Origin of the sequence: Paenibacillus sp. FSL R5-0636 (genome assembly GCF_037974255.1) — a bacterium.
In the GTDB taxonomy this organism is placed as follows: domain Bacteria; phylum Bacillota; class Bacilli; order Paenibacillales; family Paenibacillaceae; genus Paenibacillus_AQ; species Paenibacillus_AQ odorifer.
Window position 1 is genome coordinate 4,803,750 of sequence record NZ_CP150232.1, and the last position, 24,399, is coordinate 4,828,148.

Annotated in this window: 22 protein-coding genes, 1 pseudogene and 1 riboswitch; of the genes and pseudogenes, 3 read left to right on the top strand and 20 right to left on the bottom strand. The window is 44.9% G+C overall.

Going from position 1 to position 24,399, the window contains the following annotated elements:
- Positions 1-42: 42 nt before the first annotated feature.
- From MKX34_RS21935 to mscL, 14 genes are all read right to left on the bottom strand, one after another.
- On the bottom strand, positions 43-801 hold the full coding sequence (locus MKX34_RS21935; protein WP_036676166.1) for a pseudouridine synthase: 759 nt from the start codon (positions 799-801) through the stop codon (positions 43-45).
- Between the two features lie 20 nt (positions 802-821).
- Positions 822-1,166 (bottom strand): N-acetylmuramoyl-L-alanine amidase, encoded by a 345-nt coding sequence (locus MKX34_RS21940; RefSeq protein ID WP_036676164.1) that lies wholly within the window; start codon positions 1,164-1,166, stop codon positions 822-824.
- Positions 1,167-1,226: 60 nt separating this feature from the next.
- The gene (locus MKX34_RS21945) at positions 1,227-1,760 is read right to left on the bottom strand and encodes a spore maturation protein (RefSeq protein WP_036676158.1); all 534 of its coding nucleotides are present in this window, start codon (positions 1,758-1,760) and stop codon (positions 1,227-1,229) included.
- A 7-nt stretch (positions 1,761-1,767) separates the two neighbouring features.
- Positions 1,768-2,433 carry a nucleoside recognition domain-containing protein gene (locus tag MKX34_RS21950; RefSeq protein ID WP_036676157.1) on the bottom strand — a complete coding sequence of 222 codons (666 nt, stop codon included), beginning with the start codon at positions 2,431-2,433 and terminating at the stop codon, positions 1,768-1,770.
- 36 nt (positions 2,434-2,469) lie between these two features.
- Complete coding sequence (locus MKX34_RS21955) at positions 2,470-3,669, bottom strand: D-alanyl-D-alanine carboxypeptidase family protein (RefSeq protein WP_178420405.1); 1,200 nt, start codon at positions 3,667-3,669, stop codon at positions 2,470-2,472.
- Between the two features lie 250 nt (positions 3,670-3,919).
- Positions 3,920-4,408 (bottom strand): GerW family sporulation protein, encoded by a 489-nt coding sequence (gene ytfJ / locus MKX34_RS21960; protein ID WP_036676154.1) that lies wholly within the window; start codon positions 4,406-4,408, stop codon positions 3,920-3,922.
- Positions 4,409-4,497: 89 nt separating this feature from the next.
- Positions 4,498-5,205 (bottom strand): DUF2953 domain-containing protein, encoded by a 708-nt coding sequence (locus MKX34_RS21965; protein WP_076297391.1) that lies wholly within the window; start codon positions 5,203-5,205, stop codon positions 4,498-4,500.
- Positions 5,206-5,386: 181 nt separating this feature from the next.
- Positions 5,387-5,989: an SMC-Scp complex subunit ScpB gene (scpB, locus tag MKX34_RS21970; protein WP_036676149.1), complete on the bottom strand. Its 603-nt coding sequence runs from the start codon at positions 5,987-5,989 to the stop codon at positions 5,387-5,389.
- Positions 5,958-6,749, bottom strand: a complete 792-nt coding sequence (locus MKX34_RS21975; protein WP_036676147.1) for a segregation/condensation protein A — start codon at positions 6,747-6,749, stop codon at positions 5,958-5,960. The genes scpB and MKX34_RS21975 overlap by 32 nt, the downstream gene beginning before the upstream one ends.
- A gap of 136 nt (positions 6,750-6,885) precedes the next feature.
- Positions 6,886-7,353: a 6,7-dimethyl-8-ribityllumazine synthase gene (gene ribE, locus MKX34_RS21980; protein WP_036676377.1), complete on the bottom strand. Its 468-nt coding sequence runs from the start codon at positions 7,351-7,353 to the stop codon at positions 6,886-6,888.
- A gap of 36 nt (positions 7,354-7,389) precedes the next feature.
- Positions 7,390-8,643: a bifunctional 3,4-dihydroxy-2-butanone-4-phosphate synthase/GTP cyclohydrolase II gene (locus MKX34_RS21985; RefSeq protein WP_051490904.1), complete on the bottom strand. Its 1,254-nt coding sequence runs from the start codon at positions 8,641-8,643 to the stop codon at positions 7,390-7,392.
- A 62-nt stretch (positions 8,644-8,705) separates the two neighbouring features.
- Entirely contained in the window at positions 8,706-9,374 is a 669-nt protein-coding gene (locus tag MKX34_RS21990) for a riboflavin synthase (RefSeq protein WP_076104433.1), read from the bottom strand.
- A 55-nt stretch (positions 9,375-9,429) separates the two neighbouring features.
- Complete coding sequence (ribD, locus tag MKX34_RS21995) at positions 9,430-10,530, bottom strand: bifunctional diaminohydroxyphosphoribosylaminopyrimidine deaminase/5-amino-6-(5-phosphoribosylamino)uracil reductase RibD (RefSeq protein ID WP_076297390.1); 1,101 nt, start codon at positions 10,528-10,530, stop codon at positions 9,430-9,432.
- Positions 10,531-10,749: 219 nt separating this feature from the next.
- Positions 10,750-10,923: riboswitch (FMN riboswitch) on the bottom strand.
- Between the two features lie 188 nt (positions 10,924-11,111).
- Positions 11,112-11,507 carry a large-conductance mechanosensitive channel protein MscL gene (gene mscL, locus MKX34_RS22000; RefSeq protein WP_036676141.1) on the bottom strand — a complete coding sequence of 132 codons (396 nt, stop codon included), beginning with the start codon at positions 11,505-11,507 and terminating at the stop codon, positions 11,112-11,114.
- Positions 11,508-11,966: 459 nt separating this feature from the next.
- Here mscL and MKX34_RS22005 point away from each other — a divergent pair, with 459 nt between their 5' ends.
- Both MKX34_RS22005 and MKX34_RS22010 read left to right on the top strand, forming a co-directional pair.
- The gene (locus MKX34_RS22005; RefSeq protein WP_076297389.1) at positions 11,967-12,677 is read left to right on the top strand and encodes a response regulator transcription factor; all 711 of its coding nucleotides are present in this window, start codon (positions 11,967-11,969) and stop codon (positions 12,675-12,677) included.
- A complete protein-coding gene (locus tag MKX34_RS22010) occupies positions 12,674-13,777 on the top strand; it encodes a HAMP domain-containing sensor histidine kinase (protein WP_076274152.1) in 1,104 nt (367 codons plus the stop codon). The genes MKX34_RS22005 and MKX34_RS22010 overlap by 4 nt, the downstream gene beginning before the upstream one ends.
- A gap of 428 nt (positions 13,778-14,205) precedes the next feature.
- Here MKX34_RS22010 and MKX34_RS22015 read toward each other — a convergent pair whose 3' ends face one another.
- Positions 14,206-17,673 (bottom strand): LPXTG cell wall anchor domain-containing protein, encoded by a 3,468-nt coding sequence (locus MKX34_RS22015; RefSeq protein ID WP_076297388.1) that lies wholly within the window; start codon positions 17,671-17,673, stop codon positions 14,206-14,208.
- Positions 17,674-17,916: 243 nt separating this feature from the next.
- On the opposite strand from MKX34_RS22015, the gene MKX34_RS22020 reads away from it, so the two are divergent.
- Positions 17,917-18,672, top strand: coding sequence for a TIGR02206 family membrane protein (locus tag MKX34_RS22020; protein WP_036676136.1), 756 nt, complete (start codon positions 17,917-17,919; stop codon positions 18,670-18,672).
- Positions 18,673-18,727: 55 nt separating this feature from the next.
- Here MKX34_RS22020 and MKX34_RS22025 read toward each other — a convergent pair whose 3' ends face one another.
- From MKX34_RS22025 to MKX34_RS22045, 5 genes and pseudogenes are all read right to left on the bottom strand, one after another.
- On the bottom strand, positions 18,728-19,159 hold the full coding sequence (locus tag MKX34_RS22025; protein WP_036676135.1) for a peptidylprolyl isomerase: 432 nt from the start codon (positions 19,157-19,159) through the stop codon (positions 18,728-18,730).
- A gap of 145 nt (positions 19,160-19,304) precedes the next feature.
- Positions 19,305-20,639, bottom strand: a complete 1,335-nt coding sequence (lysA, locus tag MKX34_RS22030) for a diaminopimelate decarboxylase (RefSeq protein ID WP_036676133.1) — start codon at positions 20,637-20,639, stop codon at positions 19,305-19,307.
- A gap of 126 nt (positions 20,640-20,765) precedes the next feature.
- A pseudogene (locus tag MKX34_RS22035) lies at positions 20,766-22,304 on the bottom strand (spore germination protein); the annotation flags it as partial.
- Positions 22,305-23,000: 696 nt separating this feature from the next.
- The gene (locus tag MKX34_RS22040) at positions 23,001-23,426 is read right to left on the bottom strand and encodes a stage V sporulation protein AB (protein WP_036676132.1); all 426 of its coding nucleotides are present in this window, start codon (positions 23,424-23,426) and stop codon (positions 23,001-23,003) included.
- A 2-nt stretch (positions 23,427-23,428) separates the two neighbouring features.
- Complete coding sequence (locus tag MKX34_RS22045; protein WP_036676129.1) at positions 23,429-24,085, bottom strand: stage V sporulation protein AA; 657 nt, start codon at positions 24,083-24,085, stop codon at positions 23,429-23,431.
- Between the last annotated feature and the right edge of the window lie 314 nt (positions 24,086-24,399).

The following is a 24,399-nucleotide window of genomic DNA, read 5'->3' on the forward strand; positions in this document are numbered from 1 at the left end:
CGTCACAGCTTTAGGGGGTTTAATTGTGAATATTCTGTGACTTTATGACTCTTTACGTGGAGTTCTTTCTTTAAGCAATCCTGCTTTGGCAATTTGCTGCAGATGGTTAATTTCATCCTTGGTCAAATGACGGTATGAGCCACGTTTGAGATTTTGCAGCATAATATCCCCGAATGAAATCCGTTTCAGACGGAGTACGGGGTGTGAAATCGCATCAAACATGCGTCGTACCTGACGATTACGTCCTTCGTGAATCGTGATGCTGATTACCGCTTCTTTATTTGCTTCATCAATATCTTTGTACTCTACTTCCGCAGGCGCTGTCATGCCATCTTCCAGCTTAATGCCAGCTTTCAGCTTGTCCAATGCAGTACCATGCGGTATACCCTTGACCGTAGCATGATACGTCTTAGGTACATGGTGCTTCGGATGGGTTAGCAAGTTAGCAAAGTCCCCATCATTTGTCAGCAGCAGCAAACCTTCCGTATCGTAATCGAGCCGGCCTACAGGGTAAACCCGTTCAGTAATTCCTTTTAGGTAGTCAGTTACAACCTTACGACCCTTTGGATCGGAAGCGCTTGTGATAACTCCCTTAGGTTTGTTGAACATAATATAGATTTTGTTCTCGCCCCGGATCAGTCTACCGGAAACTTTAATAATATCTGTTGCGGGGTCCACCTTCGTGCCAAGCGTAGTTACGAGTTCCCCGTTGACTTCCACTTTACCGGCCAAAATCATTTCTTCACACTTACGTCTGGACGCCACACCGGCCTGCGCCAAAATTTTCTGTAATCTTTCCATATTCGACTAGTCACCTCAGATCAATGATAACCATCAGAGGGATAAATCACAAGTTCATTCCAAGGAAAAAATGCTCCTGGGCAGGAATTATTGTGGGGTTCGATGATTAAAGGGGAGATTTGGTAGCGTTCTACTAATTCTAAAACGAGTTTAGCCGTTGCAAAAAGCTGCTCCTTCCTTCCGGATATTGGAGGATCGCCCACTTCCTTACCAAAATCACCTTCCAAACAAATATGAATATACTCCGGATCTGTCAGTAGCGGTGCTGCATAAATTGCGCCATCCACTCCTACCCAGAAGTCAAAACCTTTACCGTTAATGGATGTACAGCTAGAATGATGCAGAATAAAACCTTTATAGTTCATTGCGGAATGCCCCCCTCCACATTGCTGCAATAGCATATGTTCAGGGGGGCAATGGGGTGACTATCCAAATAATAGGAGACACACAGCGATCGCAGCGACAAAGCCGACAACATCGGAGAACAGGCCAACCTTAAGCGCATAACGGCCATTCCGTACGCCTACAGCTCCAAAGTAAACGGTCAAAACATAAAGCGTTGTATCTGTGCTCCCCTGTATGGTGGAAGCAATCATACCAATTAAAGAATCCGGGCCATGCACACGGATCAGATCCGTAGTGTAGGCAAGCGACCCAGTCCCCGTAAGCGGCCGCAGAAGACCAAGCGGCAATACTTCGGCAGGAACACCAAGCCCACGCAGGGCAGGGGAAATGAAACCCATGAAAAAGTCCAGCGCACCAGAAGCGCGAAAAACACTGATCGCAACCAGCATCCCCACAAGATGGGGAATAATCGCAATGGCCGTGCCAAACCCATCTTTCGCGCCTTCAACAAAGGATTCGTAGACTGGCACTTTGCGCGTAAAAGCATAGAGCGGGATGAACGTGATCATGACCGGAATCGCCCATGCCGATATGAGACTGATGAACTGGTACAAATCACGTTCACCCTTTCAATGAGGAATTAGGGAGTGTTGTCTTCGTCAAAGGAGGAACCCCAGACTTTGCTGAAGGGGGCTTCGGCGGTTTGCGCAGTAAAGTCAGCCTTCGGAAAAACCGGTCTGCCGCAATCGCTGCAAGTGTCGCCACGGCCGTTGCTGCAAGTGTTGTACCTACTATGCCTGCGGGATCGGCTGAACCATAGTTTAACCGGATGGCAATCAGTGTGGCTGGGATAAGCGTAATGCTTGCTGTGTTAAGTGCTAGAAGAGTACACATGGCTGGTGTGGCGGTCTCTTTATCAGGGTTGAGCTTTTGCAGCTCCTGCATCGCCTTGATGCCCATTGGCGTTGCGGCATTGCCTAGTCCCAGCAGATTAGCACTCATATTGGAGAGAATATATCCAATGGCAGGATGCCCTTTCGGCACATCAGGAAATAAAAAAGCTACGACAGGGCCAAGCACCTTGGCAATCTTTTTAAGCAAACCTGCATCTTCTGCTATCTTCATGATTCCAAGCCAGAACACAAGCACACTGATTAAGCCAAAACTAACCGTTACCCCACTCTTGGCTCCGTCGAATACGGCGGCTGTAAACTCATCCATTCTGCCGTTAACGGCGGCGAACAGAAAACCGATGATGATCATTCCTAGCCAAATCCCGTTAATCATGGATACGCCTCCTTCTTCATTCATCAGCCCATTTTCTTATTTCGAACTCGCTCCCATTTCAAATAGAGCTTTCAGCGCACTGCCCAGCGCCTGGAACCAATTGTTTGCCGGATAAGACTGGGCTAGTGTGGGACTATACTTTTTCATATAAGCAGATTGCTCAGGAGGCAGATTCTCAGGAGTATACACCGGCACGCGACCTATTTCTTTTCCGCCCAGCTCCAGCACAAGCGCCCCTTGCAATCCAAAATTTGCTCGCGTAGCTTCGGCTGAGACCGTTTCCTTCTGATTCAAAACAAGTTTCGTGATCACTCTATTTTGTTCACCTTGTCCAAGTGGATAGGCAAAGGTTTTGGAGGTTACAAAGTTATAGCCCGTCACGGCATCCCCACGTTCGATCAATGTTTTGAGCGGATAGTGATTAAACCCGAAGTTTAGCAGGGAAGCATGATCATTCCAGTCATCGCCGTCATTTATAGTTACTGCGACAAGCTGCTGGCCGTTTCTGGTGGCAGAGCTGACAAGGCAGCGCAGAGCTTTTTTGGTATAACCGGTCTTCACACCGTCCGCTCCCTCGTATAAATACAGCATCTTATTTTTGTTTCTCCATTTGTAATCCCATTTCTCATTGGGATTGTCTGCAGTTTTCTCCTGCGTCTTCACAATTTCTTTAAATACAGGATTATGAAGAGCATAAGCGGTCAGAACAGCCAAGTCGTTAGCACTTGAATAATGCCCTTCAGCGTCAAGACCATGGGGATTAGCAAAATGAGTATGGGTTAGCCCTAGCTCCTCAGCCTTAGCGTTCATCAGGTATACAAAACCTTCTTCAGAACCACCGATATGCTCTGCGATCGCCGTTGCTGCATCATTCCCTGAGCGCAGCATCAGGCCATACAGCATATTTTCCAGCGTCATCTCTTCTCCCTGCTGCAAGTAAATAGAAGAGCCTTCTTTCGCATAGGCATTTTTTCCTACTTTGACTTTAGAGGCTAAATCACCATTCTCAATGGCGACGAGGGCGGTCATAATTTTGGTCAAGCTGGCAATAAGCATAGGCTCATCCCCACGGCTGCTGTACAAAATACGCCCGGATTCCACATCAATCAGTGCCGCTGCTCTTGCATGTGTAGAGATAGAGCTGTTCTCGGCCTGAATTGAAGATAGCGGCGCCAGAAGCAGCAGCGAAAGGCACAATATTAAGGCGAATGGCCATTTACGGGTTATTGTCTTCATGTTCATCCTCCGGCTTCTTATCGGATCTTAAGTAAAAGTGTTTATGTTGTACAAGTGTATGCGGACCAGCCTTAGGGTATGTCCACTCCTTGGGATGTTCCACACAAAATATCCCCACAATGTGAGGCCTTGCTTCGATATTTTTTCAGGTAATTTGCGGGGACCAAAATATACTTTCTGATACGTCAAAAAAGGGACACCGCCTGATGTATGGCGATATCCCCGAGGCTATTTGTAGAATTATGTGTACCTAATGAGTTGAAGATTGAGATGTACTTGGATCGGTTTTAACAGGTGCTGCTGCTGGTGTGGCAGGTGTTGGCGGCGTTTGAGCTGCAGCATTGCTGGTTTGGAACATGGTTTGAATTTTGTCGATGAGCCCTGGTGTTGCGTCGATGATTTTTTCGAATAGGTGTGTTTGATTGTCCAGAGGGACAATATTCACTCCATCCTTACCTACCACTAAAAAAGCGATCGGTCGAATGGAGACGCCTCCCCCGCTACCTCCACCAAATGGAAGCATTTTGACTCCACCTTGGGAGCTTGAACCACTTATAGAATCTTCTACTCGATAATCACTACCACCAGCAGCAAATCCAAAGGCAACTTTACTGATAGGCAGGATGATGCTGCCGTCAGGAGTTTGTACTGGATCTCCGACAATGGTATTCACATCTACCATGCCCTTGATATTTTCCATCGCTGTTTGCATTAGGCCTTGAATAGGATGGTCGCTCATATTGTTTCCTCCTTTAATTGAGTACGATTTCTCTTTCTTCTACAGCGTATATCATCCCCACTTCCGCCCATTTGTATGTAACTTTCATTTTAAACTTTCCCATGTGGCTCCTGACGCATCTGTTTCAGCAGATTTCTCCAATGGCCGATCCCACCTTTTTCACGCAAGACACGCCGAGATAGCCGCATTAAGGCATACAAAGTATAGCCGACTGAGATTTTCCCCTTACAGACAAACTCCATTGCAAAACAAAGCTCATCTTCAAAAACAGGCTTAACAAAAATTCGAGGGTGCTGCTGCAATTTCACCCACTGTGAAATAAAACCAACAATACTCCACTTCAGGCCCCAAACCGCTCCCGATGCGGTCGCAGTATCTGCTGCATCACCAAGAGAGAAATCCGTAGACCAATCGAGCTTTGATATTTTCACATGAGCTACAGTCTCTTTTAACCATTCCTTCAACCCGCGTGTAGATTTTACAGCTTGGTTAACATTGTCGCGCCAGTGCATTACTCTTTCTTTATCGAATATCTCTTCTTTTACGGTATCTACACCTGTCGTCGCAGTCCCTGTCTCTTTAAACTTTCCCCACACACCCTGCTCCAATCCCTTAAAAACCAATTGGGGAAGTTCATAGTGAAGCTTTATCAGACCAAAAAGAGAGGTAATATCTAATTCGAGCAGGTCATTTATTCCATGTTTATAACACCGTATGCGGAAATCGATAGATGAAGACAGGACCAGGATCAGTGCCAGCACAAGCAAAACGAGGGGAATTGCAAGCCATAACGTCACGAATTTACCTCCAAGAAACCTTAATAATGGGAACCTTTGGTTTAGTATGGCAATTTAAGCTGGAAAAAATTCGGGGTTTGCATAAAAAATATGAGCTTAAATAAAAATAGGGACTGTCCCAAACCACATAAATGGTTTAAGGGCAGTCCCTTCAATACAATTATTAGCGTTCTCGTACGAACTAAGGCAGCTCGACATCCTCAAACGTCATTTGAGTATCCAGCTTATTGAACAATAGCTGCGTCTCTTCTTCCAAATTATCCGTGGACTCAAAGTTCGTTGGTTCCGGCAGATCCTTTAGACTGGCAAGACCAAAGCTCTCCAAGAAGGATTTAGTCGTCCCGTACAGAATTGGCCGGCCTACCGCTTCCGCACGACCAACCTCATGAATCAAATCCTTGTTATTCAGCGTATGAATTGCGCGTTCCGACTTCACACCCCGGATTTCTTCAATCTCCACCCGCGTAATCGGTTGGCGATAAGCCACGATTGCGAGAGTCTCTAAGGCAGCCTGAGACAAGGTTGATCTGGATGGTGAATAGGCCAGACGCTCAAAATAGTGGGCATGATCAGGCAATGTAGCCAGCCGATAGTTCCCGGCAATTTGCACTACCTGTAAGCCCCGCTCCTGTGCTACATAATCTTCTTTCAGTTCCTCTAATGCTCCGGCCGCAAGCTCTGGGCGCTGTTCCGTAATTTCAGCCACTTGGCGTACAGAGATTCCTTCATCCCCTGATAGAAACAGCAGGCCCTCAATAATCGATTTCAGCGTTTTGTAATCCATTGAAGTGTTCTCCTCCTCTCCACTCCATTACGATGTCATCAAACAATTTCTCTTGGTAGCAAAAAATCGCCTTCATTTTCATCAGTTCCAGAATCGCAAGAAAAGTAACTACGATTTCGTGCCGTGCCATTTCATCGTGAAGCAGTGCGGAGAAATGCAGCTTACCGCCTGTTCCTCTGCGCTGCAGCGCATCTGATACATCACGTATACGATCTTTTACCGATATTTCATCCCGGGTGATCCGCTGGTAAGAAGACCTTCTGGCAGCCTTACTTAGCGCTTTACGAAAAGCGGCTATTAAGTCTGAGGTATGTAGTCCTTTTAGCGTTTGATCAATCTCTTCTGGCACGAATGGACCCAAATCCTCAGGCTCCTTCGTAAAAATCAAGCTCCGCTCGCTCTCCATATCCATTAGATGTACAGCAATACTCTTGAACTTACGATACTCAATCAGTCGCTGAACAAGTTCAGCTCGTGGATCAAATTCATCCTCTTCGTAATATTCAAAATCATCGATCTCAATGACCGGTGGTTTGGGCAGCAATAGCTTGCTCTTTATAGATAAAAGGGTAGCGGCCATCACGAGAAATTCACTCGTAATATCCAATTCAAGCTCCTGCATGCTACGCAGGTATTCCATATACTGTTCGGTGATCTCGGCGACCGGAATGTCCTGGATGTCGATTTCCGCCTTATCAATTAAATGCAAGAGCAGATCCAGCGGACCTTCAAACGTCTCCAGCTTGTACAATACAGTCACGAAGCATCCTCCCGCCAAAAAAAGTAAAGTGCAGCGCCCGTCTGGACGCTACACAAGTAGAAAGGGCTCTTATAATCCATGCTTTCTTCTTATACTATAAATAAGCACGAATTCGACTGATTCGTCAATAGCTGACTTACTTAAACAGTTTGTTAAGATTCGCCATTTCAATCGCAGCAGTCGCAGCATCCCAACCTTTATTGCCTGCTTTAGTTCCTGAACGCTCGATGGCCTGTTCAATATTTTCAGTAGTAACTACGCCAAAAATGGTCGGCACGCCGGTCTTAAGATTGATAGCGGCTACTCCTTTGGCAACTTCATTACATACATAATCATAGTGTGTAGTGGAACCACGGATAACCGTTCCTAAGGTAATTACAGCGTCGTATTTGCCGCTTTCAGCCATTTTTTGCGCGATCAATGGAATTTCAAATACCCCTGGAACCCAAGCAACATCCACTTCATCATCACCGACACCATGGCGTTTAAAGGCATCGAGTGCACCTGACAAAAGCTTGCTGGTAATAAATTCATTAAAACGTCCTACAACAACTCCGTATTTTAACCCCTCAGAAACTAAGTGTCCTTCTAAATATTTCGGCATATCCATCATCTACCCTTCGTTTTTTATAATGTATGGTTAAGCTTTCGAATCCTCATTTTGTTCAATATCGTCAAAAGACAGCATATGTCCAAGCTTCGCTTGCTTCGTGTGGAGATAGTTGGTGTTGTCCTTGTTCTCCGGCATTTGTATCGGCACGCGCTCAACGACTTCCAATCCATAACCCTCCAGCCCTTTGATCTTACGTGGGTTGTTCGTGAGCAGACGGATTTGGCGCACACCCAGATCCTTCAGAATCTGTGCTCCAATTCCATAGTCACGCAGATCTGCTGGAAAACCAAGCTTTAGATTCGCATCTACAGTGTCAAGTCCTTCCTCTTGCAGCTTGTAAGCCCGAAGCTTATTGATAAGGCCAATGCCTCTGCCTTCTTGGCGCATATAGAGTAACACGCCCCTTCCGGCAGTTTCGATCTGCCGCAGTGCAGCTTCAAATTGCGGGCCGCAATCACAGCGATGGGAGTGGAATACATCACCAGTCAGGCATTCGGAATGTACACGTACAAGCACTGGCTCATCGCCGGAAATATCGCCTTTTACCAAAGCTACATGCTCTTTATCATCGACTTCATTTGTATAAGCAATGGTCTGGAAATCCCCAAAATCGGTAGGAAGACGTACTGAAACCTCGCGAGTAACGAGTTGTTCTTTTTCATTGCGATAATGAATAAGATCCTTGATACTGATCAGCTTAAGATCATGCTTGCGGGCAATTTCGATTAGATCAGGTAAGCGGGCCATTGAGCCATCTTCCTTGATAATCTCGCAAATGACACTGGCTGGATAAGCGCCACACATCCGCGCTAGATCAACAGCAGCCTCCGTATGTCCGGAGCGGCGCAGAACGCCACCTTTTTTCGCAATCAGCGGGAACATATGCCCCGGTCTGCGGAAATCAGCAGGTTTTGCTTTTGGATCGATCATGGCCTTAACGGTCAAAGATCTTTCCCCCGCAGAGATCCCAGTGGTTGTATCAATATGGTCAACAGATACGGTAAAAGCCGTACCGTGATTATCGGTATTGTGGGTTACCATGGCTTGCAGTTCAAGTTCTGCCGCACGCTCCTGGGTAATAGGCATACAAACCAATCCACGTCCCTCAGTAATCATAAAATTGATGACCTCTGGTGTCGCCCGTTCAGCAAGGGCTATAAAATCCCCTTCATTCTCACGATCTTCATCATCCACTACAATGATGACTTTACCGCGCATTAAGTCATAAATCGCATCTTCAATCGGATCCAAGACACTTTCCTTTTTCGATTGCTCGCTCATGATCCTATCCTCCTAAAAGCTTTACGAAAGATTATTCCCTTCTTCGTAAGCAAACTCTTTATTTAAACAAACCCGTTCGCCGCCAAAAAATCATGACTAATCCCGGAGCTGCTCTCGCCTTCTTCATCTTGGGCGGCTGAGCCATAATGCAACAGATGATCTACATATTTGCCAAGTACATCACACTCGATATTCACACTATCCCCGGCCCGTTTGTGCGTCAGTACTGTTTCCCCTAACGTATGCGGAATAATGGACACTGCCAGCGATGAGGCCGTAGTCTTCACTACAGTTAAACTAATGCCGTCGATCGTGATCGATCCCTTAGGGATAATATATTTAAATAGTGATTTACGATCCGGTGCAATCTCGAATACGACAGCATTTTGATCACGTTTTACACTCTTAATAATGCCAGTGCCATCAACATGTCCTTGAACAATATGTCCTCCAAAACGCCCGCCAGCTGCCATCGCTCGTTCCAGATTCATCCGGCTGCCGGGCTTCAGTTCCTTCAGGTTGCTATTCCGGTAGGTCTGCGGCATTACATCCACTGTAAAGGAATGATCGCCCAAAGTTGTCGCCGTAAGGCAAACCCCATTGACGGACACACTGTCACCGATTTTTAGATCATCCATGATGACCGAAGCGGCAATATTCAGCACCATCATTTCCCCACCGGCGGAGACACTGCGCAAAACACCAACCTCTTCAATTAATCCGGTGAACATGATATCCCTCCTAAAAAGCATTACTTCCTCAAATTCACTTCTTGCATAGCTTTTGTTAGCGTACCGGAGTACCGCTGATACATACATTATCTCCTAGCACTTTTACTTCCAATCCTTCAAGTGAGATCGCATCCTTCATCAGCTCTACACCCGGGAATACGAAAGTCCCTTTCGCTTCTGTACCACCACCGACAATTTTTGGAGCGAAGAAGAGAATCACACGATCCACTAGCCCGCATTCCAGCATCGCACCGTTCAGCGTTCCCCCGCCTTCAAGCAAAATAGAGCCAATTTCCATTTCGCCAAGGGATATCATGGCCGCCTTCAGATCCACTCTTGGACCTGCTCCGCATACAACGATTTGAACACCTGCTTTCAGCAGTGCAGCCTTCTTAGCAGGATCTGCAGCATCGGTTGTTACAATAAGTGTAGGCGCTAGACCATCACATACAACTGCCGAATCCAGAGGAATACGTAGCCCGGAATCAATGATGATCCGCGTCGGGTTAATGCCAGGCACTTCTGTTCTTGTTGTCAGAGAGGGATTATCAGCAATCACTGTATTCACACCGACCATGATGCCCTGATGCCGATGCCGCAGCGTATGTACGATCTCCCGCGCTTCCCCATTCGAAATCCATTTACTGTCACCAGATTTGGTAGCCAGATTGCCATCAAGCGTGCTAGCACTCTTCAGCGTAACAAAAGGTTGTTTTGTCAAAATATATTTGATAAAACGCTCATTCAATCGAAACGCGCGATCACGCAGCAAACCAACTTCGACCTCAATCCCTTGGTCTCGCAGCATTTGGATTCCTCTTCCTGCCACCTGTGGGTTGGGGTCTTCACAAGCAACCACAACTCTAGCTACCCCTTCATCGATCAGCCTTTGGCTGCAAGGTGGAGTCTTTCCATAGTGGCTACACGGTTCTAGTGTGACATATGCCGTACTGCCCTGTGCCTGCCCAGCTGCCATATTCAAAGCGTGCACCTCGGCATGCCCCGTACCTCGCTGCAAATGAGTTCCGAGTCCAATCATTGCTCCATTCTTCACCACAACGCAACCAACAACAGGGTTAATTCCCGTTTGCCCTTGGGCACGTTCGGCCATGTCCAGTGCTAGCGACATATAAAACTCATCATTCATGTTGTCCATCTCTTCCTCCTATCCACTGCTGTCTATTCTTAAGCTAAAAAAAACAGAAAAACCCATCTCATTCTCCAGGAGGAGTTCAAGATGGGTTATGCGAGAGTTAATCGGCAGTCCAAATAAAAGTGTGCTTAAATAGCCGTCAATCGACGGGTATTGTGAAATATCGCACATAATTATATGAAAACACTGCGATCCGCCAGTCCATTGCAGACAAGCGGTCAACCTCTCCTTCTTCCATCCAGACTATACTGTCGGTCCCGGAATTTCACCAGGTCCACCGTTCGCGTCAACAACGCGAGCCGGGTAGCGGACTGAGCACTGTAGATGAACTTAATAAGTTACTTCTACAACAGCATCACCGCCGGTAGGGAATTACACCCTGCCCTGAAGGATTGATCCTTTATTTAATTGAGGTTCAAGTTTTCCTTACTAACAAAATTATCACTTACACCAGCGAAATGCAAGTGCGTTTATTATATTTACTTAAAATTTGTAACTAGATTATAGATTGTACTGAGTTTATAAAAGGAAACCAAGAAGCGCCAGGACAAGGACTCCTGGCGCTTCTTGGTTATATTTCATGATTACAAACCACGTTCTTGTTGTTTCAAAAGATCACGAATTTCCGTAAGCAGCACGATATCCTCTGCAGGTGCTGGAGTCTCCACCACTTCAACTTTAACGGCTTCTTTACGCTGAAATTTATTGGCCAGCTTGATAACCAGAAAAATGGAAAATGAAATAATAAAGAAATCCACAACCGATTGTAAAAATAGTCCATAAGGTATTTTCAGGTCCGTACTGACTTCAAGCACCCGATCCTTCAAATCTATCCCACCAGTAAGCAAACCTGCAATTGGCATAATAATGTCATTTACTAATGAAGTTACAATCTTTCCGAATGCAGCTCCAATAATGACCGCAACCGCTAAATCAAGAACATTTCCTTTCAAGGCAAAAGCTTTAAATTCCTTCCACATATTCCAAATTACCCCCAACATATTTAATTTGAAATTATTATAGCATAGTAGCTTCCTAATTCTTAAGACTTGTTAAGAAACTATTAAGTTTCCCTTTACTTTTATCTGCCAGCGTTGTTAAGAAGTCTCCTGTTAAATAGGATTTAAGCACTACAAGAAAGGAAGATTTCTATCATGACAACTCTTAAAAAAGATTCCAGAACTGCATGTTAGAGCCATGGCTGAGAATGTATTATCCACAGATCACCACATGAATTGAGGCACAGCGATCAGAGCAAGCTAAAAGAAAAAACAAACTGGCATAATGCTGTGGGCGATTTGGTCTTTTATTCCACTAATTTATGAGCTGCTATACAGTTCCTTTGCCTTCACCGGTCTTCAAATGAGGCTTCCAAACAAGAAAATGTTGTATACTTCTTATAGCAAGATTGCTTTACAAGCAAGAAAGGACGCTGAGAAATGCACAACGGAACGCTGCTATTGGTGGACGACGAAGCCGAGATTATTAAACTAATGCAAATCTATCTGGAGAACGAGGGCTATCGGCTGTTAACTGCCAAAGACGGGCTGGAAGCACTCGAAATTATCAATAGAGAGACTATAGACCTCATGGTTCTTGATATCATGATGCCTAATATGGACGGCATTGAGGCTTGTATTAAAATTCGTGAAACGCAAAAATTTCCGATCATCATGTTATCTGCTAAAGGACAGGAACTTGATAAAATCACCGGACTTAGCGTAGGTGCAGATGATTATGTTACGAAACCTTTTAGTCCGCTGGAGTTAGTTGCCCGTGTTAAATCCCAGCTGCGCAGAACTCGAAATTACATGGCAGATCTAAACGCCAAACAGGATGAAATCATCATTGATGGCTTGGTTATTAATTCGGTTACGCATGAAGTTAGTGTGGATGATCAGCCAGTTAAACTTACCCCGCGAGAATTTGCGATTCTAGAGCTGCTCGCCCGTAATAGAGGACAAGTCCTAAGCATGGAGCAGATCTACGCCAAAGTATGGAAAGAACAATTCCTGGAAAGCACCAATACACTCATGGTGCATATTCGTAAAATCAGAGAAAAAATAGAAGAAGATCCGCGTAAACCACAATACTTAAAAACGGTATGGGGCGTTGGCTACAAACTGGAAAAAGGAGGTCCTTCTAGTTGAACTTTAAACGATTCGATACCCTATCCTGGAAAATAGTTGGCTTCAGCTTAACAAGCCTAGCACTCACCGCTTTAATCTTAATGGGCAGCTATTATGGCACTTCACTATTGCTGTGGTTAAATCCTTCGCGCTCCTTTTGGGGAGTCAGACTCATTCTCTGGGTGATCAATACAATTGGATCGACGCCAGTTGTAATTCTTATAGGGATTCCTTTATTTATTTTTTTCATCCTAAAACTGTCCAGAAATACAACTAAGAATCTTCATAACATTACGAGCGGAGTTCAGGCCATTGCGGATGGCAATTTGTCTTTCAAGGTGCCGGTATCAGGTACGGATGAACTCGGAAAGCTCGCTGAAAATATGAACACAATGGCTGGCAAGCTAAAATCTGCTATAGAGGAAGAACGAGCCGCTGCAAAAGCCAAAAATGACCTAATCACAGGTGTGTCCCATGACCTCCGAACCCCACTAACCTCTGTTCTCGGATTCCTTGAATATGTGGAGAAGGATCGTTATAAAAACGAGGTTGAGCTGCGTTATTATGTGAATATTGCCTATGAGAAATCTCTGACTCTTAAAAAGCTAATCGACGATTTATTTGAATACACACGCGTCAGCAGCAGCGGATTACCGCTAAATATTGAGCCTGTAGATCTCGGCAAGCTGCTCGAACAGCTGATTGAGGAATTTGCACCCGTACTGGAACAAGCAGATATGATCTACCGCATTCATACGGATACAGCTCCTCTGATCATCAACGGAGATGCGGACGAGCTGGTGCGATTGTATGAGAACCTATTTACCAATGCCGTAAGATACGGAAAGGAAGGAAAAATTCTAGACATTTCTGTTGTTAGAAAAGACGATAGAATAGTTGCTGTATGTACGAATTATGGTACTCCTATCCCTGCATCCGACCTCCCCCACTTATTTAAACGCTTTTATCGTGTCGATAAATCCCGCTCCCGAGAGACAGGCGGAAGTGGCTTAGGGCTCGCCATAGCCAAGAGTATTGCAGAACTTCACGGCGGAACCATTACAGCCAAAAGCACACGCAAACAAACTGAATTTGAAACCTCTTTCCCTGTGAGCGAATGATGCTTGCAGGGATTTTTTGTACAATCTCATCCATTAAGAAAATGATAAGATTTCATAACATAAAGCCTTAAGATCATTTCATACCAACTCTGCTATAAGTGAGGAATTCCTCTAATATTATTATCCATCTTATTTAACTATGCTAGGGGCCATTTCATTCATACCGCGAAGCTAAGCATCGCCGACCGCTACTGATCTTTAGCTTAAGCACGCCGAGAACACCGTTACTATGACTGTGGGCAGTGTCAAAGCACTCGTGAACGGGAAAGCTCTCACCATTGATGCTGCGCCACTACTGCCAGGAAGAAAAGTTTCAGTCCCGGTACACTTAAGAATCAGCCATAAATTTTTCAAAAAAAGCATAAAAGCACCCGGCATTTATCATGCTGGGTGCTTTTGCATAAAATCTTAAATCACACTAATCTCAATCACTCCGTCTTACCCCTACGTCTAAATACTCGGTTCAAAACAAAACCTATCGTTATCAACCCAATTCCCGACAGATACAGTGGCATTGGACTATTCTCACCTGTCTTCGGCAGCTGAGGAGCAACCGAAGTGCTATTGTTCACCGTACCCTTTGGTACTTCTTCATCGGCGATATCAACTTCTCCTAAAGGAATTTCATCTTCGGTTATCTCTTGCTCAGGAATTCCCTCATCGGTTGATGTCGCGGATCCTAGATCGGCGGCAATTCCAGGACCAGCAGGAACAGCTGGATCATTAATAATTACCCCTGGTACGGGCGAACTTGTAGACGTGGGTACCACCGAACCTCCAGATGTGCTGCTTGTAGGGATTGGTGTAGGTGCAGCAGTCGCTTCTGGTGATGGAGAAACCGTCGGTTCTGGCGTTGTTGATGGTGCAGGTGTTACGGTTGGCTCTGTTGTTGTTGTTGGAGCATCGGTTGGTTCTGGTGTTGCCGTAGGCGTTGGCTCCACTGCTTTTTGATTCGTAATCACCAGTTGAATCGCTGACGAGGAACGAATCTCCACTGGATGCTCGGATGTATCGAGCACGTAACCATTTGGAGCTGCTGTCTCCACCAATACATAGCTACCCAGCCATATTTTATTGAATGTAGCTGTACCCTCTGCATCTGTAGTTAGACTGTTAATCAATACACGTTCCGCTCCATTTAGTCGATACAATGCAAAAGTCGCATCACCAAGCGCTTTTAAGTTATCTTCAGCATCTAGCTTCTTAATATTGAGGGTGCCTCTAACCCCGCTGCCTGTGCCAGAACCGCTGGAGACCCCGACAATAATTTCTTTGGAGGTCTCTTTACTTATTTCGCTGCCGTTAAAACCACTGAAATGTACAGTATTTATTACTTTGTCTCCAGTGTTAGCCACAATCAGGGATTGATATTCGAGAATGTAAGCCCTGCTGATTTCCTTGGCAAAGCTTAACTCAAAGGATTGTTTTCCATCGGCATCCGTTGTAATAACTACGCTATAATCAATACCCTGAATCAATTCAGGGCCGCTTTTCGTGATATCTCCGTTCACAGCTACAGCCGTAGGATATAGATGGAATGAATTCTGCAGCAAAATTTGATTAGCACTAGGAGTATCTTTGATTAAAGCATCCTTTACAGTAGACTGCCCCCGGTTAATTTGCAGGCTCCAGTCGATTTTATCCCCGTTTTGTGTGCCGTCCTTCAGCACATAATCCTCTCCAAAAGGAATTTTTACGGAGGCGGTCAAATCTTTGGAAACCACTTTTGTTCCATCATAGAGATTAGCTTTATTATCAATAGTAGTGCCTATTATTTGCCCTTCAAGACTTGTGTTAAATTCAATGTAGAAAGCGGAGCTAATCGTATCTGTAAAAATGACCTTTAATTCATTATCGCTATTTAAGCTATAGGTATATTTATTACGATTCACTTCTCCACCCTTGGTAGGATCACCATTATTTGCAATATTCATAGTGTAAACTTTAAGTGAACCAGGAACCAAGGTCTGGCCTGATTTTAAAATATCTGCAAGCGCCGGAGCTTCGAGGGTTTTGCCGTTATAATTGGCGCCTATCGTCCAAGTAATTTCTTTAGTTGAAGCATCGTAGGCTCCCCCTTTAAATCCATTGTTTTTCGCTTCAGGTCTAGGAATGAATAACCCTTCTGCTTCTATCGTGCGTAAGGCTTCAGTAGAGTCCATCCAGTCTAAGCGAACTTTGTTGTTGAAATTTTCAGTTTTAGCCCAAATCCAATCCTTGTTAAATTCTGTAGAATAGCTAATCGTGTAAAGTCCAGATATTGGTGAATTAAACACTACCTTGAAGCCTTTATTAGGCTCGACAGGTAAGTTGTATACTAGATTATAGTTATTCGGATTTAAAACATTTCCATTCAGATTTCTAATCACCAGTGATTCCGGAATAAACTTTAGGCCGCCAAATGGGAAGGATTCGGTAACTGCAACATGGCTCATCGGGTAATTGTCACTATTCAATGTGACCTTCCAGCCCAATGTTTTATTCTGATAATCTACGGTTGATAAAGTCTTATAAAGAATGGAAGACCGGATTAATCGGGTAGCCTGATTACTATACGTACTATCGGAGACTGTATTAGTTATGGTGACATCCTCAAACACGCGCTTTATCGCTTTTGTCTTATATTCGATTCGATATGGTGAAGTAACATCGTGTACAAATTGCAATACAAATCCAGCCTTATGAACGTCTGAGGTGGAAACAACCGTGTAGTCAACATCCTTTGTCAAAACATTGCCTAACGTTGCACCACCGGAAGAATCCAGCTGCACAGCATATACTTTTAATGAATCGGCTACCAGCTCTTGAGAATCATCGAACAAATCTGTTAACACAGCGTTTCCTTGCGGGATGTTCTTTTCACTGTAGTTATATTCAATTGCCCAGGAAATGATCTGCTTGCCCCCATCATAGCTTGTGGAATACTTTTTCAAGCTTCCTCCACGTTCTACACTCACTGTGGCAGAGGAGCTGGCAGGCTCTTGCCCATCTCCTGAAAAAGTTGCAGTATTGGTGAAGCTTAGCTGATGGTCATTAGTAATCCCTGTGGAATATACAATACGGTAAGCCTCTTTAATCACAGGCTCCGTAAAACGGACAATCAGTGACCCTCCGGAGAGCTCTGCAGAGTATTTGCTTGTGTCGAGCAATGCTCCTTCCGTTACTGAACCATCCAATTGAATGCTCAGTTGATACACGCTCACAGTGACTGGAGTATTTAATGATAAGCCTGAAGGGATGGGGTCCGTCACAATGGCATTCCCCACGGCTTCCAAAGACTTATTGACATCAACAGTCCATAATATTTGGTTCGCATTGAAGCCTTCGGGAATACCTCTCTTCTCTATAGTCGATCCAACACTTGGTTTAAAATTCACTGTCACTGTCTGAATACCGCCGCTCACGGGAAATAAAATATTCTGAATAGTACTGCCCGAGATTTTCTGTTTATCGAATTTAGTATTTAACCGCAGCGTTCCCTGCACGTCATCATGCGTTTCTATGTAGTCATTAAAAGTCATTATCACTTCATGTGAAATTTGCCTGACTTCAAAGCTCCCTACATCTCCATCCTCAGAGACCAACGGTCCGTTAAAATCATTAAATAGCTGGAACTGTTCTGGAAGCTGAAAAGTAAAAGTGTCACCTTGCTTGTAATTATGATTTTTAGGAAGAGACCAATTATAATCCAAGGTAACATTAGCATCTTGTTCGTATACGCTATTCGTGACTGTGATTCCATCTGGCCCGTAAACAGCCATCGAAACACTGGTGATGATATTTCTTTCGTCATCAATCGCAGCCGCTTTTACTTGCGGAGCAAATCCGATGCCATAGGCATATTGTGCCACAAGCATCAAAATAATGACCATTACACTTATTTTTTTCTTAAACATGTTCTTTTTGCCTCCATTTTCTTGTTCTAATTGTTTTCCACCCCTGTTTGTTCAAAAGCTTCATATGTAATTCCGCACCCAGCGCCCCATCTTATGTTAATATAATGAAAAGTCTTCCTTATGTGGTGGAGTTGACAGAACATATACATATATACCCAATTTATGGATATCTAGAATCAATATTATTAAAATTCTCAAACTTTATTTTTGATGGATGTTTTCACGTTCAAAGGAGGTATGTCTATGCAGCTTTCATCTTTTTTTGATCGCCAGCACGCGGAGGATTTCATCATGTTCTCATCTTCGCATTGGGTTGCGCTGTCTATCATTACGTTAAGTTGTCTACTGCTCTATGGCTTACGGTTTGAAATTCGTGCAGATTCAAGACTTCGGCAAAGTGTGCGTTTGCTGCTAATCATTCTACTTGTAGTCTCAGAAGCCGGGCTGCAAATGTGGTACATCTCTCAGAACATCTGGCGCTCCAGCTCCTCATTACCGTTCGAGCTCTGTGGAATCACTCTACTGCTGTCTATTATCATGTTAATTTCACGCAGTCGAACCCTTTATTCCTTTCTCTACTTTGCCGGGATCGGCGGAGCATTTATTGCTTTGCTTACCCCTAACCTAGTTTATCCGTTCCCTCATTTCCGCTTTCTCCTGTTTTTTATAGCTCATGGTTCTATTATTCTGGCGTCTCTTTATATGACCTGGATTGAGGGCTACAAGCCGACTTGGAGATCGTTACTCATCACCATGCTTGGCCTCAATATTGTGGCTGCCTGCATCTGGACTGCTAATTACTTCCTAGGCTCAAACTACATGTTCCTATCCCAGAAGCCTAGCACCTATTCCGTATTGGATTATTTTGGACCTTATCCTTATTACCTGCTTGTTGAAGAGCTGTTTGCCTTCACTGTGTTTCTTGCCATGTATTTGATATTCTTCTGGCTGCCAGAACGGCGCAATTCGCGGCGTACACAGGTTAGGCGGATTCTTTAACAACACAAAAAAACCAGCCCCGATATTCGGAGACTGGCTTTTTAACTATTAAATCTTAAGCTTCGATGATTTCTACCGAAGTCATTTTGTCGCGTCCTTTGAAAGCATCAACAAGATCCATGCCTTCTACTACTTTACCAAACACAGTGTGTACTCCATCCAAGTGTGGTTGTGGAGCGTAGCAGATGTAGAACTGGCTTCCGCCTGTGTTCTTACCCGCATGTGCCATAGCAAGTGTTCCGCGTTCGTGTTTGTTTGGGTTAATTTCGCAGTTGATTGTGTATCCTGGACCGCCAGATCCAGTTCCGTTAGGGCATCCGCCTTGAGCAACGAAACCAGGGATAACACGGTGGAATGTTAATCCGTTGTAGAAACCTTCTTTTGCCAGCTTTTCAAAGTTGGCTACAGTGTTAGGTGCATCTTGATCGAACAAGTCCAGCAGCACTACGCCGCCATTTTCTAGAGTGATTTTCGCTTGCTTTGCCATATGTAAATGACCCCTTTCAAAATTAACAAATTTAGAATACCTCAATTATATTACTATGAAACCACGCACAAAGCAAAGCAAGCAGGAGACTTTCCTGCTTGCTCTGTATGCTGCTCAACTTTACCCACCTTACAGCAGCAGGCTATTACTTAGCAACAACTGTCTGTTTGGCGATACGCTCTGGAACAATATCGTTGGCAATAAGATCAGTATAGCTTTCACGACGCACTACAAGATCGCTTTGTCCGTTCTGTACGAATACTAAAGCCGGACGGCGAAGACGGTTATAGTTGCTGGCCATGGAGTAATTGTACGCACCTGTGCAGGCTACAGCCAACAAATCGCCGCTTTCAGCCTTCGGCAGCTCTACATCCCAGATCAACATATCTCCGCTCTCGCAGCATTTACCAGCGATGGAGACAGTCTCAGTTGCGTCTTCGTTAGCACGGTTAGCAAGCAATGCCTCGTATTTAGACTGATACAAAGCAGGGCGTGGATTGTCGGTCATTCCACCATCAACAGCAACGTACTTACGCACGCCAGGAATGTCCTTGTTAGATCCTACAGTGTACAATGTAGTACCTGCATCTCCAACAATACTACGGCCCGGCTCCACCCAAATTTCCGGCAAAGCACTATAAATTCCCGCAAAATGAGTCTTCACTGCATCCGTAATCGCTGCAACATATTCAGAAACATGTAGTGGGGTATCTCCCTCAACATAACGAATGCCGAAACCTCCGCCAAGATTGACTACACGGAAGTCCACTTCCAAGCCTTCTTTAACACTGCGGGCAAAAGTTGCCACACGCTCAACAGCCAGCTGGAAACCATCGGTTTCAAAGATCTGCGAACCAATATGGGAATGCACACCAAGCAGCGTGATATTCTTTTTGCTGACTGCTGCTTTCACTGCTTCATAGGCCGATCCATTACCGATATCAAAACCGAATTTGGAATCCGTCTGGCCAGTTGCGGTATATTCATGAGTATGCGCTTCTACACCTGGTGTCACCCGCAATAAGATGTTCACATTAACTTCTTTACGTGCGGCAATGGACTGCAAAAGGTTAAGCTCTACCAGATTATCGACTACAAAGCAGCCGATTTTGGCATCAATCGCCATTTCAATCTCTTCAGATGTCTTATTGTTGCCATGAAAATGAATACGTTCTGCCGGGAAGCCAGCTTGCAAAGCTGTATATAGTTCGCCGTCAGATACAACATCCAGTGACAAACCTTCTTCATCAGCCAAACGAACCATTGCCATTACTGAAAACGCCTTGCTTGCGTAAGCTACTTGGAAACCAAGGCCGGAGGCTTTAAAAGCATCCATATATTCCCGGCAACGTTGTCTAACCAATTGCTCGTCCAATATATATAGCGGGGTTCCATATTCCGCCTTCAATTCAGTTACATCACATCCGCCGATCTCCAAATGCCCAGCATCGTTAATGCGGCTAGTACCGTGTAGAAACATTCTTTAGTCCTCCAATTTCTGTGGAATATCAAGGTTCCACCCTGTCTTAGTGTATTCAGTATAACAGACAGTGGGAACTCCATTGAATGGACTAATTTGCAGTAGTTTTGTATTTTCCTACGATTGTTACTCATTCTCTTGAGATGGCGGCATTCTGGTATTGTCTCTGGTTTTGTTAAAAGACGGTCTTTCCTTCGAACTTAAGACCGGTTTACGCAATAGAATTTCACTCATTGCCTTTGCATTAAAGGGTATAAACGGCCACATATATGAGGAGTTATAGGACCGATGAGTGGTTAAGAAGATAGTCAGTAACGTCGTGCCAATCATAAAGCCTGGTACCTGGAACGCCGCTACGGCAATTAATAACACAAGCCTGACTATACGATTCGCCAGACCCAGCTCATAACTCGGAGTCGCGAACATACCGATTGAGGCTACCGCCATATACAGTACTACTTCGTTTACAAACAGACCGCTCTGCACCGCTATATCACCGATCAATATGGCTGCAATCAGACCCATCGCTGAGCCTAAAGGTGTTGGGGTATGCACGGCGGCCATCCGCAGCAAATCAACCCCAAGCTCTACAATCAGAAACTGAGCGAGAATAGGAATTCTGGCTGTCTTTTGCGGCCCGATAAAATCCAGCATAGCAGGCTTTAACTCAGGATGGATAACAAGCAGCATCCATAACGGCAGCAGGAACATGGAAGCGAAGATGCCGATGAAACGGACCCACCGCAGATATGTCCCCATAAAAGGAGTCTGGCGATTCTCCTCCGCATGCTGGCAAAGATCAAAAAAGGTGGTCGGAAGAACAATTACAATGGGTGAGGTATCCACGAATAATATGACCCGTCCCTCCAATAAATTGGAGGCAACAACGTCAGGGCGTTCAGAATAACGCACCATAGGATAAGGGTTCCACCCTCCGCCGATAATCGCTTCCTCCAATTGCTTATCCGCCAGTGGAATACCATCGATATCGATGCTGTTGATTTTATCGATGACAGACGTAACCTGTGTTTTATCAACGATATCATCGATGTAAGCCACACAGACATCTGTCCGTGTCCGCCGTCCCACTTGAAACATTTCAAGCTTCAGCCCCGGATCACGTATCCGTCTTCTTACAAGTGAAATATTACTAAGCAGGGTTTCTGTAAAACCATCACGCGCACCACGTACCACCCGATCAATCGAGGGTTCATCAGGACTTCGCATTGGGTAAGATCGAGTATCCATTAGGATAACTTTGTTCTCACCCTCAATAAATAGTGCGCTCATTCCTTTTAATACTTTATCGAAACATTCACTTAATACACTACCCTCTTCAACTTGAATATGAGGGATGTATTCGTTCATAAAGCTACCTAACACACCTGCGGACAAATTTTCTGAAGAAAGGTAGGTTAGTCGTTTCAGAATTTCATCCGTTACATCTTCGTTGGTGAATCCGCTTAAACAGAGTAAAGCTGTCTTATGTCCCCCAAAGGACATTTCTCTAAACGTCACATCAAAACTTGATCCCAGTCCCATCACTTCGGTCAGCGTGTTTTTTGTTTCTTGTAGAGAACATGGGATATGATCATTGCCTTGCCAATAAATAACGGATTCCTTTAATGAGTTAGAATGCTCACTATCGCGTTTGTCTTGCAGCTTATTTTTCCCTTTGTTCTGAGTCTGCTGCTTCGCCTGCTTCTTCGAAGGCTTCGGTTGAGCTTGAGAACCCTCCCCGGTTCCGGTACCGTTATCTGTGCCTCCTGCTGCCTGAGCATTCTGATCCTGTGCCTCATCATCTGATTCCGAATCCTCTGAATCCATACCAAATAACCTGGCAAAAAAACCTTTACTCGGCTCATTGGGCTCCTGATTGCCAAGCTCATCCGATGCTTCTGCATCTTGTTGCCCTGTTCCCTGCTCCGCAGTGGCATCTGCTGCATCCTGCTGCCCTGTTCCCTGCTCCGCAGTGGCTTCCGCATCCTGCTGCCCTGTTCCCTGCTCCGCAGTGGCTTCCGCATCCTGCTGCCCTGTTCCCTGCTCCGCAGTGGCATCTGCTGCATCCTGCTGCTCTGTTCCCTGCTCCGCAGTTGCATCTGCGTCTTGCAGCTCAGTGCCTAATTCAGCTGACGCCTCTGCATCCTCCTGGTCTTGGCTAGTTTCAGTTGTTGTAGAATTTTCCGCTGAATCTTCACTTTCCCCGATAGCTGAAGCTCCTACAGGTTCTGTGTGATCTGCAACTAGATCCGCTGCAGTTGTCTTCATTGCTGCAGCAGCTGCAGCATTATCTTCCAGATGATCATCTTCCGGTGCAGAATCACCGCTGTGAATAAACTTGCTCATTTCCTAACCCCCTGTTTACTGTCGGTATACAAACCAGTCGAACAAAGAACCCGCGACCTTCCCACTCACCATCGCCATTAACAGACCGAATAGATAATGTGTCATATTCAAGCGTTTAGCGAGTATCGGCAGCACATTTAATACCTCGGTCAATGCTGCAGCGAGCATCCCGACAAAAATCCCATCAAATAGTCCTACACCAAGTTCAACTAGAGGACCTGAGGTAATTTTCCAATTCCAAAAATCACTAACAGTACCTACTAAAGATCCACCTACCATCGCGCCTTCGTACCAATGAACTTTATCGTAAGAAGAGGTTAATTGCGCCAGACGCGGCACCATATCGAGCACAACAAATAGAGCGATCACTCCGCCGCCTACAGCAATACCACCCGCAATGCCCAGCAGCAAATTTAGTCCCAGTGCTATGGGTGCCGTCATCTTCAGTCCTCCGTATTCTCAGATTGGTTTTCACTTCGGCGCCTCATCTTGCTGTATTCCTCATTGATGACATATTGGTCGATGTTCTTCTGATACAGATACATTTCCACTTCCAGCGGAGTAGGCTCCTCGTTCCACTTCTTTTTAAATAAATGGTTGAAAAAAATGACCATCCCAAACCCGATGCCCAGAGAATAAGCAATCTGAAATATATAGGGATGCTCATCCCGATGACCCGTTAGCATCTCCACAATTCGAATTTGTACCTCCAGCATATTTACATCAGCATGAAAGTTCATAATTGTCAGAGCAGACCCAAAGAAAAGCAGCAGCCACACTAAAACAAACATCGCCACCGAAGGTTTCCGTCTCTCCACCTGACTCTCAATCTGCACAATCGTCCTCCCTTCACCGATCGGTTCAATGTCCGCATTCGGTATAAGTTCATATATCCGGGGGATAACCATCAACAGATCAATCAAAATCAGATTGCCGTCACTTTGCTCCGGCTTCATTAAGAGAATTGTCTCCAACGACTCTTTCAGCTCAGGCTCCGCTATCAAAAAAGCAATATCACCCAATGTGACACCTTTACCCTTGGGAACCATCACCCGATTTTTAAGCTGTATATAGATGGTGGGAGCAGAATGTTGTTTCATCCGCATTCCTCCTAAAGGTTATGGTGAAGCTCAGGTCCAAGATAACGGTAGTATGGGAGTAAAGCCTTATTTTTACTCTTGCTGCTCTGAATCAATTTCCTGAAATACTGAAATGTTGCTTGTTTATATGTATCAGGAAAGGCCAATCCTTCTTCTGGAAATTAAAAAGAAGACAGCTCAAGGTAATTAACCTTAAGCTGTCTTCTTGTTTCTGCCAATTCATCAGTTAGATCGCAAGTAATCCAACATACCGTGCCTGTTCAATTTCATCCAGAAACGAGATATCCATTCCATTGATAAATGTGGTTGTCATC

Excerpts from the sequence above, each read along its gene's own strand:
- MKX34_RS21935 (WP_036676166.1), bottom strand. The coding sequence starts at position 801 with ATGGAAAGATTACAGAAAATTTTGGCGCAGGCCGGTGTGGCGTCCAGA.
- MKX34_RS21940 (WP_036676164.1), bottom strand. The coding sequence starts at position 1,166 with ATGAACTATAAAGGTTTTATTCTGCATCATTCTAGCTGTACATCCATT.
- MKX34_RS21950 (WP_036676157.1), bottom strand. The coding sequence starts at position 2,433 with ATGATTAACGGGATTTGGCTAGGAATGATCATCATCGGTTTTCTGTTC.
- MKX34_RS21955 (WP_178420405.1), bottom strand. The coding sequence starts at position 3,669 with ATGAAGACAATAACCCGTAAATGGCCATTCGCCTTAATATTGTGCCTT.
- ytfJ (WP_036676154.1), bottom strand. The coding sequence starts at position 4,408 with ATGAGCGACCATCCTATTCAAGGCCTAATGCAAACAGCGATGGAAAAT.
- scpB (WP_036676149.1), bottom strand. The coding sequence starts at position 5,989 with ATGGATTACAAAACGCTGAAATCGATTATTGAGGGCCTGCTGTTTCTA.
- ribE (WP_036676377.1), bottom strand. The coding sequence starts at position 7,353 with ATGCCGAAATATTTAGAAGGACACTTAGTTTCTGAGGGGTTAAAATAC.
- MKX34_RS21985 (WP_051490904.1), bottom strand. The coding sequence starts at position 8,643 with ATGAGCGAGCAATCGAAAAAGGAAAGTGTCTTGGATCCGATTGAAGAT.
- MKX34_RS21990 (WP_076104433.1), bottom strand. The coding sequence starts at position 9,374 with ATGTTCACCGGATTAATTGAAGAGGTTGGTGTTTTGCGCAGTGTCTCC.
- ribD (WP_076297390.1), bottom strand. The coding sequence starts at position 10,530 with ATGGACAACATGAATGATGAGTTTTATATGTCGCTAGCACTGGACATG.
- mscL (WP_036676141.1), bottom strand. The coding sequence starts at position 11,507 with ATGTGGAAGGAATTTAAAGCTTTTGCCTTGAAAGGAAATGTTCTTGAT.
- MKX34_RS22005 (WP_076297389.1), top strand. The coding sequence starts at position 11,967 with ATGCACAACGGAACGCTGCTATTGGTGGACGACGAAGCCGAGATTATT.
- MKX34_RS22015 (WP_076297388.1), bottom strand. The coding sequence starts at position 17,673 with ATGTTTAAGAAAAAAATAAGTGTAATGGTCATTATTTTGATGCTTGTG.
- MKX34_RS22020 (WP_036676136.1), top strand. The coding sequence starts at position 17,917 with ATGCAGCTTTCATCTTTTTTTGATCGCCAGCACGCGGAGGATTTCATC.
- MKX34_RS22025 (WP_036676135.1), bottom strand. The coding sequence starts at position 19,159 with ATGGCAAAGCAAGCGAAAATCACTCTAGAAAATGGCGGCGTAGTGCTG.
- lysA (WP_036676133.1), bottom strand. The coding sequence starts at position 20,639 with ATGTTTCTACACGGTACTAGCCGCATTAACGATGCTGGGCATTTGGAG.
- MKX34_RS22040 (WP_036676132.1), bottom strand. The coding sequence starts at position 23,426 with ATGACGGCACCCATAGCACTGGGACTAAATTTGCTGCTGGGCATTGCG.
- MKX34_RS22045 (WP_036676129.1), bottom strand. The coding sequence starts at position 24,085 with ATGAAACAACATTCTGCTCCCACCATCTATATACAGCTTAAAAATCGG.